Origin of the sequence: Kitasatospora sp. NPDC018058 (assembly GCF_044327205.1) — a bacterium.
In the GTDB taxonomy this organism is placed as follows: domain Bacteria; phylum Actinomycetota; class Actinomycetes; order Streptomycetales; family Streptomycetaceae; genus Kitasatospora.
Genome location: NZ_JBIRFA010000091.1, coordinates 1 through 10,902, shown reverse-complemented (window position 1 = coordinate 10,902; position 10,902 = coordinate 1). Strand labels below are relative to the sequence as shown.

At 70.3% G+C, this 10,902-nt stretch carries 14 protein-coding genes and 2 pseudogenes; 7 read left to right on the top strand and 9 right to left on the bottom strand.

Annotation, left to right across the window (positions count from 1 at the left end):
* Positions 1-583 precede the first annotated feature (583 nt).
* Positions 584-1,696, top strand: a complete 1,113-nt coding sequence (locus ACH4E7_RS44290; RefSeq protein WP_396254897.1) for an integrase core domain-containing protein — start codon at positions 584-586, stop codon at positions 1,694-1,696.
* A gap of 219 nt (positions 1,697-1,915) precedes the next feature.
* Positions 1,916-2,311, top strand: a complete 396-nt coding sequence (locus ACH4E7_RS44285) for a peptidase inhibitor family I36 protein (protein ID WP_396254896.1) — start codon at positions 1,916-1,918, stop codon at positions 2,309-2,311.
* Positions 2,312-2,328: 17 nt separating this feature from the next.
* Here the strand turns inward: ACH4E7_RS44285 and ACH4E7_RS44280 are convergent, their stop codons facing one another.
* Positions 2,329-2,670 carry a hypothetical protein gene (locus ACH4E7_RS44280; protein ID WP_396254895.1) on the bottom strand — a complete coding sequence of 114 codons (342 nt, stop codon included), beginning with the start codon at positions 2,668-2,670 and terminating at the stop codon, positions 2,329-2,331.
* Positions 2,671-3,111: 441 nt separating this feature from the next.
* On the opposite strand from ACH4E7_RS44280, the gene ACH4E7_RS44275 reads away from it, so the two are divergent.
* Together ACH4E7_RS44275 and ACH4E7_RS44270 are read left to right on the top strand one after the other, a co-directional pair.
* Complete coding sequence (locus ACH4E7_RS44275; protein WP_396254894.1) at positions 3,112-3,243, top strand: hypothetical protein; 132 nt, start codon at positions 3,112-3,114, stop codon at positions 3,241-3,243.
* Positions 3,244-3,962: 719 nt separating this feature from the next.
* On the top strand, positions 3,963-4,181 hold the full coding sequence (locus ACH4E7_RS44270; RefSeq protein ID WP_396254893.1) for a transposase domain-containing protein: 219 nt from the start codon (positions 3,963-3,965) through the stop codon (positions 4,179-4,181).
* A 90-nt stretch (positions 4,182-4,271) separates the two neighbouring features.
* Here ACH4E7_RS44270 and ACH4E7_RS44265 read toward each other — a convergent pair whose 3' ends face one another.
* Positions 4,272-5,159, bottom strand: coding sequence for an NAD(P)-dependent oxidoreductase (locus tag ACH4E7_RS44265; protein WP_396254892.1), 888 nt, complete (start codon positions 5,157-5,159; stop codon positions 4,272-4,274).
* Positions 5,160-5,212: 53 nt separating this feature from the next.
* Here ACH4E7_RS44265 and ACH4E7_RS44260 point away from each other — a divergent pair, with 53 nt between their 5' ends.
* Entirely contained in the window at positions 5,213-5,581 is a 369-nt protein-coding gene (locus tag ACH4E7_RS44260; protein WP_396254891.1) for a winged helix-turn-helix transcriptional regulator, read from the top strand.
* Positions 5,582-6,148: 567 nt separating this feature from the next.
* Here the strand turns inward: ACH4E7_RS44260 and ACH4E7_RS44255 are convergent.
* From ACH4E7_RS44255 to ACH4E7_RS44235, 5 genes and pseudogenes are all read right to left on the bottom strand, one after another.
* A complete protein-coding gene (locus ACH4E7_RS44255) occupies positions 6,149-7,498 on the bottom strand; it encodes a zeta toxin family protein (RefSeq protein ID WP_396254890.1) in 1,350 nt (449 codons plus the stop codon).
* Positions 7,499-7,542: 44 nt separating this feature from the next.
* Positions 7,543-7,683, bottom strand: a pseudogene (locus ACH4E7_RS44250) (zeta toxin family protein); the annotation flags it as partial.
* 126 nt (positions 7,684-7,809) lie between these two features.
* A complete protein-coding gene (locus ACH4E7_RS44245) occupies positions 7,810-8,202 on the bottom strand; it encodes a hypothetical protein (RefSeq protein ID WP_396254889.1) in 393 nt (130 codons plus the stop codon).
* Positions 8,199-8,489, bottom strand: coding sequence for a hypothetical protein (locus ACH4E7_RS44240; RefSeq protein WP_396254888.1), 291 nt, complete (start codon positions 8,487-8,489; stop codon positions 8,199-8,201). The genes ACH4E7_RS44245 and ACH4E7_RS44240 overlap by 4 nt, the downstream gene beginning before the upstream one ends.
* Positions 8,490-8,605: 116 nt before the next feature.
* Positions 8,606-8,725, bottom strand: coding sequence for a hypothetical protein (locus ACH4E7_RS44235; RefSeq protein WP_396254898.1), 120 nt, complete (start codon positions 8,723-8,725; stop codon positions 8,606-8,608).
* 99 nt (positions 8,726-8,824) lie between these two features.
* Between ACH4E7_RS44235 and ACH4E7_RS44230 the strand changes: the two genes are divergently transcribed.
* On the top strand, positions 8,825-9,457 hold the full coding sequence (locus tag ACH4E7_RS44230; RefSeq protein WP_396254887.1) for a transposase: 633 nt from the start codon (positions 8,825-8,827) through the stop codon (positions 9,455-9,457).
* Positions 9,444-9,650 (top strand): transposase, encoded by a 207-nt coding sequence (locus ACH4E7_RS44225; protein WP_396254886.1) that lies wholly within the window; start codon positions 9,444-9,446, stop codon positions 9,648-9,650. Before ACH4E7_RS44230 ends, ACH4E7_RS44225 begins: the two co-directional genes overlap by 14 nt.
* Positions 9,651-9,655: 5 nt before the next feature.
* On the opposite strand, the gene ACH4E7_RS44220 is transcribed toward ACH4E7_RS44225, so the two are convergent.
* Positions 9,656-10,258 (bottom strand): hypothetical protein, encoded by a 603-nt coding sequence (locus ACH4E7_RS44220; RefSeq protein WP_396254899.1) that lies wholly within the window; start codon positions 10,256-10,258, stop codon positions 9,656-9,658.
* Between the two features lie 293 nt (positions 10,259-10,551).
* Positions 10,552-10,812 (bottom strand): annotated as a pseudogene (locus tag ACH4E7_RS44215) (ISAzo13 family transposase); the annotation flags it as partial.
* Positions 10,813-10,902 lie beyond the last annotated feature (90 nt).

Genomic DNA, 10,902 nt, shown 5'->3' with positions numbered 1-10,902 from the left:
GTGATCCCCGACCCCGTCGTCGAGCGGCCGCGCCGCGGCCCGTCCACGAGTCGCGGCCGCCGCGACCGCCCCGCCTACGCCACCGGCGACACCCGGGCCGCCACCGGCCGCGACGACCAGGGCTCCTCCGGCCGCCGCCGGCCGCCCAGGCGCGCCGCCCGCGTCGCGTAGCACCGCCGGACCCGCTCTCCAACGGCTCCGAGCCCTCATCCCCGAGGTCGAAGCCGTACTGAAGCGCGTCACCGCCGACACCGGCAACCGCCGCCGGGCCGAACAGAACCTGCACCAGGTCACCGCCCAGCTGAAGAACGACCTTCGCATCCCGCAGGCCCGACGCGAACTGGACAGGGCCTACAACCACTGGCAGGAACTCACCGGCCGCCGCCCCAAGTGAGTCCAGCGAGCGGCGTCGGGCGCCCGGCTGGGCGTGCGCCCGAGTCGGCCTCGTACCGGACGTACTTGGGCGATTCGGGCATGCGTCCAGGCGGGATGTCCGGCGTCGCCCTGAAGGGTGTCTTTACTGCCGTACGGTGGCTGAGCAGCGGCTTTGCAAGCGGTCGCCTTACGGGCATGATCGCGGTTCGTGGGTCTGCGACTGCTGTACTTGATCTTCTGCCGGGTGTTGGACTGGCTGACACCACTGGGTCACTCGTCAGCTGCGAGAAACGCCGAGATCCTCGCCCGGTGTCACGAGGTCGCCTTGCTCCGCCGCCAGGTCGGGCGGCCACGGATGTCGTGGGCGAACCGCGTCGTACTCTCCGCTCTCACGCGCCATCTGCCGCCCGCCTTGCGCCGACACCGGCTGGTCAATCCGGGCACGCTGCTGGCCTGGCATCGGCGCCTGGTCCGCTGGAAGTGGCGCCAGCCACCCGCCAGACCCGGCCGACCACCGTTGCCCGATGAACTCGCCGCACTCATCCAGCGCCTGGTCACCGAGAGCCCGACCTGGGGGTACGTCAGGATCCAGGGTGAGCTGCGGCGACTCGGTCACCGGGTCGCCGCAGCCACTATCCGCCGGGTCCTGCGCCGCTCCGGATTGCCGCCCGCACCGCGGCGTGCCTTCCGGCAGACCTGGCACACCTCCCTCCGTCGGCAGGCCCACACGCTCCTGGCCTGCGACTTCATGCACGTCGACACCGTTCTCCTCAAACGCCTGTACGTCTTCTTCGTCATGGAGATCAAGACCCGGCGCGTCCACGTCCTCGGCGTCACCGCCCATCCGAGCGGCGAGTGGGTGGCTCAGCTTGCCCGAAACCTGCTGATGGACCTGAGAGGCAGAGCCGGGGGCTTCCGATTCCTCATCCGGGGCCGCGATTTCAAGTTCACGGCCGCCCTCGACGCCGTCTTCGCCGGCAACAACACCGAGGTCACCCCGACGCCGCCGCAGAGCCCGCGTTCGAACGCCTTCGCGGAGCGGTGGATACGCACAGTGCGGGCCGAATGCACCGACCGACTGCTCATCACCGGCGAACGGCATCTGCGCGCCGTCCTCGCCGAGTACACCGAGCACTACAACACCGGCCACGCCCACCGCAGCCTGGAGCTGCGGGCCCCAGACGACGAACCCAACATCATCCCGTTGCCCACCGCAGCCATTCGGCGCCGTCGAATACTCGGCGGACCCTTCAACGAGTACCACGGCGCCCCGATCCAGTCACCTCGCAGCCCGCAGGAAACCCCCAGTTCAGCGGCCTGATCGGAGCTTTGACACCCTTCAGCCCTTGCCGCCGACGTCCCCGCGGCCCCGGCCGTCCCGGCAGTGCGCAGCGTGCATCGGTAGCGCCGTCCTGCCTCTGCCGTCACGGCGGTTGGCCGAATACAGCCTGTGGCGACGATCGTTCGATCAAGAAACACCTAGCATTCGGTGATACCGAACACACAATCGGTAACCACCTTCTTGCCCTCGGGAGTCCCCGTGCGTCATCGCTTCACCCGCGTCGCCCTCACGTCCGCCGCCGCCATCGGCCTCGCCGCCGCCACCGCACCCGCCACCCACGCCGAGAGCTTGGCGGCAGCCGGCTGCCCCAAGGGCTACTTCTGCCTCTTCGAGGGCCCGCACCAGACCGGCCGTGTCCTGCTCGCCGAGAACGCCCAGGTCACCAAGGGGTCGTTCCACCTCCGGGAACTCGACGATATTGAGCCGCCGATCTTCCCCAAGTCGGTCCGCAACCCGATCCCCGACACCTTTGGCTGCATAGTCCGCCTCAACGACCAGCCCACCTTCGGCGGCGCCGAGCAGGAGGTCAGTGGCTTCGGCAACCACGAACTCGACGGCGGCCGAGTCGGCTCCCTCACCCCCGACTGCGGCTGAGCACAGGACGCCCACCGTCAGCTGCCTGGTCCCCCGAGGTCGGCGTACCAGCAGCTGGGCGGTGCCGTCCGCATCGCTGTCGTAGATCCCAGGGAGGTGTACCGCCCGACGATCAGTTCGTCACTGTCGCACCCCGTGAGCGTGCAGTACGGCCCGCCTTCCAGGACCAGCCCGAGGTCGGCACCGGCCTCCTCGAAGCGTCGGCGCCCACCGCTGTGTTCGGAAAGACGGACCGCGCGCCACACTGCATCGTTGTCGAACACGGCCGGCGTGAGCGCCACTGGGCCCAGGGCAAAGGCCATCTGAAGACGTATTGGTCCGTCGAGGAGGGCGTTTGCGACGCGAACGGCGGTCAGCATCGCAGTGGTCCAGGTCGGCGTCGACGACCATCACCATTCTGCTGCTCCGCTGCTGCTGCGCCGTCTCGGCGGCCGCGTCGCCGTCGTCCGGCCCGCCGCCGAGGTCCGGCCGCTGCTGCTGGCGCGTCGCCGTTGCTGGCCCGGCGCCGCTGCGCCGCTGTGGTCCGGCCGCTGCTGCGCTGCTGCTGGGCTGCTGTCGTCGTCTTGCTGCTCGGCGCTTCGGCGTCGGTCGGCCGCGGTCCTGACGCCGTCTCGGCTGCCGCGTCGCCGCCGCCGCCGTCCGGCCGCCGGTCGCTGCTGCTGCGCCGTCCTCGGCTGCTGCCCCGCCGTCCCCGTTGCGTCCGTCCTTGGCCGCCGTTCCGCCGCCACCGTTCCGGCCGTCCCTGTTGCGCCGTCGTCCGGTCGCCGTCGTGCTGCTCGGCTGTCCCTGGTGCCGTTGGCGTGCTGCTCGTCGATCAGGACGCCGCCTGCCCCGGCCTGGTGCTGCGCCACGCCTGCCGGCCCGCCGCCTGCCCCGGCCCGCTGCTACCCGCCGTTCCGGCTCGCCGTCGCGCCGTTCCGGTCCGGCCCTGACCGCTCGGCTCGGTGCTGCTGGCTGTCCCGGTGCTGCTCGCCGGCCTTCCCGTCCCGGGCCCGGTCCTCCCGGTCCTCCCGGTTCGGTCCTGACCGCTCGGCCTGGTGCTGTTCGCCGTCCGATCTCGGCTGCACCCCGGTGGTTTCGTGACCTTGGAAGTGTGACGGAACCACCAGGGCGCCCACCATCCAGGGCCAGCTGGAAGCCGAAGCCCGCCGAGCAGCCCTCCGCCGCCACCTGGGCGACTGACCGCGCCGCCGCCCCCAGCCCGCCGGCACCTGCAACACACCCCCGCCGCAGGGTGCAACACGGGGTGCAACACGACGTCCGTCTGACCGTGGTCTATGCATGGCTCCGGCTGGTGCGTTGATGACGCGCGGCTCGGCCCGGACGACCTACGAACTACCAGATGGTGTCGCGCTGAGTGGTGTACCGGTGATCTCGGTATAGCCCCTGGTCATGGGGCGGCCATCGCGCAACTCTGCGAGTAGTGACGCTCGTTGAGAGGTGACGCGATGGCCTTGTCTCAGCATGACCACACGGGACATGATCGCGGCTCGGCACTGAGCACTGCACGGCGTCGCCGTCCTGGCCCTCCTGGGGGCGTTGCTGCGCCCGTGTACGGCGCCCTAGCCGCAATGCCGGTGACTTTGGTCTTCTGGTCTCGTTGGTTGGTGTGGCGAGGGTGGGGTAGGTCAAGTCGTTTTCGGATGCGCGGTTGTCGGACCGGATCGCGATCGGGGTGTTGGGGGCGTTTCCGCCAGGTCTGGTTGATGAGGTGGTCGCCGAGAGCGGGCGGGCCGAGCAACGCAGTCGGCTGCTGCCGGCGCGGTTGGTCGGGTGCTTCGTGCTGGCGATGTACCTGTTCTTCGGGCAGGGCTATGAGGAGGTCGCACGGCTGCTGGGCGAGGAAATCGGGGCTGGGCGGCGGTCGTAGCGGGTGCCGACGACCGCCGCGATCGGCCGGGCCCGTCGCAGGTTGGGTCCGGAGCCCTTGCGGTTGCTGTTCGCGCGGGTGCGCCGGTGTTCAGCGTCGGCCCAGCACCTCGGCGAGGCGGCTCACCCCGTCCTCGCCGTGGCCGAGGGCGATGGTCCGGCGGACCAGACCCTCGGCCGCGCGCATTACCCCGGACTCGATGCCGTGCGACTCGGCGGTGTGCACGACGTGGGCCATGGTGGAGACCCCCGAGGTGAGCGGGTTGATCGCGCCCGAATAGCTACCGCTGTCAAAGTCCTCGGCGAACTCCGCGAACAGCGGGGGCAGGATCGCACCGATCCCCTGGGCGAACAGCGCCAGCTCTCGCCCGCTGATCCCCTCTGCCTTGGCCAGCGCCAGCGCGTGCACGTACCCGGCCATCGCCGTCCAAAAGATGTCCAGCAGCGCGATGTCGAAGCCGGCCGCCCGGCCGATCTCCTCGCCAAGGTGGGTGTGGGTACCGCCGAGCACCGCCAGCACCGGCGCGTGCCGCTCGTAGAGGTCGACCGGCCCGCTGTGGATGAAGACCGCCTCCGGCGTGCCGATGCTCGGGGCCGGCGTCATGATGGCGCCGTCGAGGTACTCGACGCCGTGCTCCGCCGCCCAAGCGGCCGTGGACCGGGCCCGGTCCGGCGAGTCGGCGGTCAGGTTGACCACCGCCCGGCCCTTGAGCGCGGCCTCGACTTCCTCACGGTGCAGCACGGCGTCCGAGGCGTCGTAGTTCACCACGCAGATGACGGTCAGCTCGCTCGCCGCCACGGCCTCCTCTGCCGTGGTCGCGCTCACCACGCCCCGGGCGACCAGCGCGGCGTCCCGGCCTGGGGTGCGGTTCCAGACCGTGGTACGGACGCCCGCGTCCACGAAGGCACCGGCCAGGGCACGTCCCATCGGCCCGAGGCCGAGCACGGTGACGGTGGGCTGGGTGTGGTTGGTGGGCATACTTCATCTCCTGTAGACATGATGGTGGACAATGACGACCCAGGGGAGAAGAGATGACGCGCAGTCAGGCCGCGAACCCGAACGTGTGCGGGGTGACCGCCGCGATCGCCGTGATCGACGGCAAGTGGAAGACATCCCTGCTCTGGCTACTGGAGGCCAGCCCGCAGCGCCCCGCCGAACTCCGCCGACGGCTGCCCGGCCTCAGTGAGAAGGTCCTCACCCAGGCCCTTCGCGAGATGGAGTCCGACGGCCTGGTGCACCGCGAGGTGCACGACGTCCTTCCGCTGAAGACGGTCTACTCCCTGACCGACTTCGGCCGCCGCCTCTCCGACGCCCTCGGCCCGGTCTCCGACCTGGGCCACGAGCGCCTCGACCGCATGACGGCCGAGCAGGCCGGACAGGTCGAGCCGTCGGCCTCCTGACCTGCTGTCATCTCCCTTCGTCCTTCTGGGCACCAGTCTCGTCGCACCGCACGTCGCTGCCCAGTACGCACAAAAAGGTGGCTACTGGGCAGGGACGCGATGGTCACCAGGTGACGGGCCGAGCCGCCGACATGATGGCCATCCGGCCGGACAGACAAGGGGCCGATACCCCCTGGGCCGGCAGCCCTCCCACGGTTGACTGCGATCTGGTACAACACCTACCGACAAGGAGCAGTCTGTGGGAGACCCGGAGTTCGCGGTCTTGCCTTAAGCTTGACTTTTAACCTTCCGTGATCGCCCGATGGCTGACCTGTTCACCCATATGGGGATTCGCCGGAAACGGTGACGACCTCCGGTTCACGCTGTGTGATGTCGAGTTTCACAACGGGCCGGGAGGTCGTCGGTGTCCAGTGTGCTCCATGCAGCCGCTCATCGGTCGGCATTGGCTGAACTGTCCTCCTTTCGGATGGAGTTGTATGCGGCGATGCCCAGCCGGCGCCGGCGGCCAGGACGGCTCGCCCGCCTGACCGCCGGCCACCTGGGCATACGGGCAACCTTCGACTCCGGCTACCGCGCGCTGGCCCCGGAGGCCGCACGCACCTTCCGCCTGCTGGGCCTGTGGTCGGGCCGGAACCTCGGCACGGAAGCAGTTGCGGCGATGATCCAGCGCCCATGCGCCGAGGCCACGGGATCAAGGGCGGCTGGCTGCCTTGGGGCAACATCTCGGCCGGCGGGAAGCACCTGCACCACTACAACATCGCCGCGGCGACCTCGGGCAGGACGTGGAAGTGCGCGTCGTGGCCGGCGGCGGTGCTGAACCGGGCGGGCAGGCCGCCGTCGGGCCACCTGGGCGTAGCGATGGGCGGTGCCCTGGCGGGAGTCGGCCGCGCGCACGGCCAAGACCAGCAGCTCCACTCGGTACCCGGCCCGGCGGTAGACCTTGGCGGCGGCGAACTGGGCGGCGCCGGCCGGAGTGGTCTCGATGAGCAGGTCCCCGCGCCGCTCGCGCACGTACGCCTCGGCCTTGGCCTGCCAGGCCCGGTAGTCGGCGCGGATCTTCTCCGAGGCCCGGCGGGGATCGGTGCGCAGCAGGTGCAGGTAGTCCGGGTGCAGGACCTTGAAGTCGCCGCCGACCAAGTGCACCGGGCGGCGCAGGGCTCGCCGGACCAGGCGGGCGGCTCTGGTCTTGCCCGCGCCGGGCTGGCCGGCCACGAAGACCACGACGGGCTGGTCCTGAGGGGTGACCGGCTCCAGCATGGTCGGCACGATCACCTCGAAGATGAAGCGGTGCTCGTCCGCCGACAGCCGGTGGTAGTCGACCCCGGGTGCCTGCTTCAGCGGCTGGGCGGTGCGGAGCACCGGTTCGGCCAGTACGGCGTCGCGGTCCGCTGCCAGCGCCCAGTCCTCGGGGATCCGGGGGTCGTGCACGCGTCGGTCGCAGGCGGCCAGCTGCCGACGGAACCGGCCGGTCTGAACCGCGTCCCACGGGCGCGTGCGCTCGGCGAGGACCGCCTCGGCGGCGCGGGCCGGGCGGAGCCAGCGCCCGCACGAATCGAGCTCGTTGTCGTACACGCTCGCCAGCACGGTCCTGGTGCCGCGCCGTACGACGAAGATCCTGTCGGCCAGGTGCCCGGCCTCCACCGCGGCGAGCGTGGTGACCAGTGCGGCGGCGCAGGCGTCGTGGTTGTCCCAGGCCACGTACCGGGCCCGGCCTTCCAGGGCCAAGCGCAGGTAGCGGTCCAGGACGCCGAGCTGGCTGAGCGCCTCGGGCACGGCCAGGGCCACGATCTCGACGCGGTAGCCGGCCCGCCGGTAGGCGGCGATCTCGGCCAGGAACTCCTCGGGGCGGCCCAGCGGCGCCTCCACCACCGCGTCGAACCGGCCCTGCCGCAACCGGGCCTCACCTGCGCCTGCCACCCGTAGGTGTTCGTGCGCACCTGCACCCCGGCGGTACGCACGTTCTCCGCGAGGAACCGGGGGTAGTGGGGGTGGACGGTCTTGTAGACATCGCGGTCCACTCGCCCCGCCCCGCCCCGGGCGGCGAGCGCGGCGTGCACCAGGTCCACGACGAGGGTCTTGCCGCTGCCGGCCTGCCCGGCCACGAACACCACCACCGGCCGCTCCTGCGCTACCGCCCCGTGCAGTACGGCGGGCAGGATCTCCTCGGCAAGGATGCGCGCGCCATCGCCCGGGGGAAGCTCATCCCCTAACGCTCCTGACAGTGGCACCTACGGTTCCAGGCGGGGGTCGTCGATGTCGACGGTGACGATCCCGGGCGGATACAGCTCCGGACGGGCCGTCAGGATCAGGTGCTGCTGCGGACGCACCGGGGTGGGCAGGCTCGTGGCGATCGCGTGCGCCAAGTCCTGGCCCCCGTAGCCGTCGCGGACCATGGTCGCCACCAGCACGGCGGTAGTCGCGTCCAGGGGCTCGAACTCGAGCGCAGGCAGCGCCAGGACCGCGTGCGCAGCACCCTCGTCCTTGATTTCGGCCTCGACCAGGCACAGTACCGGGACTAGCAGATGCTGGAACGGGCTGTGCAGAGCCGCATCCACGATCCGGTGCAGACGCGGGTGACCGGCGGCCAGCGCGGACAGAGCGCTGGAATCCAAAATGATCACGCGCTGCGCCTAGGGGCGACCTTGGCGCGCGCGTCCTCCGCGGCGATGCCGTAGACCCGCTGCAGAAGGTTCGGGCCCTCGTCCAGCTCCGTGTCGGTCAGCGTCATCCCGAAGTGCTCCCGCAGCAGCCGACGGCCCTCGGCAACGCGCTCCGCGATCTGCTCCGCGGTGGGCTGCGCCTCCACCAACAGGGCCACCTGGGCGCCAATCGTGGTACCGCGGGCCGCCGCGAGAGCGGCCAGCCGGTCACGCGTATCAGGGGAAACCTTGATCGTCGCATCAGCCATACCACGATCGTACACCGCTGGTACACCGGCGGTGTACCGACCTTCCCGGCCTTGTGTACGGTCCGTCGGCCCATGGGGGAGCAGCCTGCGGCGCTGGCCCCGCCCGGGTGGCGCGGTCAGCCGCGCAGTCCCCTCCATACCGGCTGCCGGAGTAGGCCTCGGTCGGTGAGTTCCAGGAACTCGACCTCGGCGTGCAGCTCTGGGCGCACGAATCTCACCTCGGTACCGGGCGGCAGCCCCAGGCCCGAGCTTGCCAGAAAGTTCGTGTAAGTCCGTGATCTGGGAGTCTGGCCGGGGCCTGGTCGAGGGCTCTGGCTGGCTGGAACGGACAGGACATGGGCGAGAAGGAAGGACCGGTCGTCGAGCCGGTCGATGAGCGGTTGGTGGAAGAGGTCGTCGAGCGGTTGATGAACCGCGCGGAGGCCTCGGGAGCGGCCCTGCTGGGCGAGGGCGGGCTGCTGACCCAGGTCACCAAGGCCGTGCCGGAACGCGCCCTGGACGCGGAGATGACCGAGCACCTGGGCTACGAGAAGCACGATCCGGCCGGCCGTGGCTCGGGCAACAGCCGTAACGGCACCTCGTCCAAGACCGTGCTGACCGATGTGGGGGCGGTGACGGTTGCGGTGCCGAGGGACCGCAACGGGCAGTTCGAGCCGCAGCTGGTCCCGAAGAACGCACGGCGGCTGGCGGGGTTCAACGAGCGGATCCTGTCGCTGTACGCGCGCGGCATGTCGGTGGGCGACATCCGCTCCCACCTGGCCGGTATCTACGGCGTCGAGGTCAGCGTGGACCTGATCAGCAAGGTCACCGACGCCGTGGCGGACGAGCTGGTCGCTTGGCAGAACCGGCCGCTGGACGCGGTCTGGCCGATCATCTACATCGACGCGCTGTGGGTGAAAGATCCGCGCCGGATCGGTGAGTTCGAAGCCGGTCTACCTCGCGGTCGGGGTGGACATGGACGGCCGTAAGGACGTCCTGGGCCTATGGGTCGGCGCCGAGGGCGGCGAGGGCGCAACCACGTGGATGGCGGTGCTGACCGAACTGCGCAACCACGGCGTGGAGGACGTGTGCATCGTGTGCTGCGATGGCTTGAAGGGCCTGCCGGAGGCCATCACCGCGACCTGGCCCAAGGCGACGGTCCAAACGTGCGTGATCCACTGAAGTCGTCAAGAAACAACACGGTGGGCTTCGAGGTCCTGTGCTCGTGTCGAGGCCAGAAGGTCGGCTGCGGTGGCGTATCGGTGCTCGGCGGGGGCGATGGCGAGATGGTGGTCGTCAAGGACGGGTAGGACGTCGTTGATCGCGTTCCACAGGGTGCTGCGGCAGACGCCGAACAGTTCAGCAAGGATATCGAGGCTGCAAATGCGGCGCCGGTAGAGGATCGTGGCGAGGATTCGATCGCCGTCGGTGATCTTCTGCCGGAACACGCCGCCGCGGGTGCCGGGACGGCGGTCGCCGCCCCGCTGTCGGTGGCGACGTTTCTCGATCGCGGCCGCGTAGGGCACGATCAGTTCTTCGAGCAGAACGTGCAGAGACTGGCGGCTCATGCCGGTCAGGGCCGGGGCGGTGAGCGCGTGGCGGGTCGGCTCCGTCGGCGTGTGCTGGTCCGGGGTGGCTTCCGCAATGAAGGCGCGCAGGTCCTGGGTGTGGGTGAAGTAGCGCACCACGGTCGGTTTGATGCTGATCTTGTGTTCGTCCAGCAGTTGCCGGGTGGCCTTGATGGCCTGCCCGATGGTGACCGGGTTGATCCCGAGCAGGTCGCACAGCACCTTCTGCGGCAGACCTGTCGCAGATAGACCACGGTGACCAGGACCTCGTCCGCGTTCGAGAGCAGGGATCGGTTGCGGCCGGTGGTGGCGACGCGCCTGCCGCCGCGCAGTACGTAGCGGCGTTGTTCGGCCCGGGCTTCCTGCTCGGGGGCCAGCCGGGCCCGCAGCGCGTCCAGTTCCCCGGCGGTCATGCCGGTCAGCCGGGCGTCGGCCAATGCCCGCAGCGCCAGGGTGCGGGCGGCGGTGCGCTCGTTGGCGCTCTGCGGGGCCGGGGCCGCGGTGTCGGCGCCGGTCGGCGCGATGCTGTAGTTCCAGGTCCCGTGCTGGCCGTGGGCGGTGATCGGCAGAGCCTGCAGCTGTTCTCGGCTGACCTGGATGCCGGTCGGGTAGGAACCGTGGTCGAGGGCGGCCTCGATCCGGAGTCCTGCCGTTGTGATGGTCGCTGCGATCGTGTTGAGGACGACCTCGTGGCTGGTCAGGGGCGGTCCGCGCCAGTTCATGGTGATGTGTGAGAACAGCCGGTGCTCGATCTTGTTCCACTTCGAAGTGCCCGGCCAATGCCGTTGCTTGAATTCGAGAACAACTGCCGCGGAACGGGTGACGGTGTCGGGGCGGGGGGCGTTGGTCCGGTTGTGCATCCGTGG

Coding starts and splice junctions, on each gene's coding strand:
- ACH4E7_RS44260 (WP_396254891.1), top strand. CDS start 5,213: ATGACGCGCAGTCAGGCCGCGAACCCGAACGTGTGCGGGGTGACCGCC.
- ACH4E7_RS44230 (WP_396254887.1), top strand. CDS start 8,825: ATGGGCGAGAAGGAAGGACCGGTCGTCGAGCCGGTCGATGAGCGGTTG.
- ACH4E7_RS44225 (WP_396254886.1), top strand. CDS start 9,444: ATGGACGGCCGTAAGGACGTCCTGGGCCTATGGGTCGGCGCCGAGGGC.
- ACH4E7_RS44240 (WP_396254888.1), bottom strand. CDS start 8,489: ATGGCTGATGCGACGATCAAGGTTTCCCCTGATACGCGTGACCGGCTG.
- ACH4E7_RS44265 (WP_396254892.1), bottom strand. CDS start 5,159: ATGCCCACCAACCACACCCAGCCCACCGTCACCGTGCTCGGCCTCGGG.
- ACH4E7_RS44280 (WP_396254895.1), bottom strand. CDS start 2,670: ATGCTGACCGCCGTTCGCGTCGCAAACGCCCTCCTCGACGGACCAATA.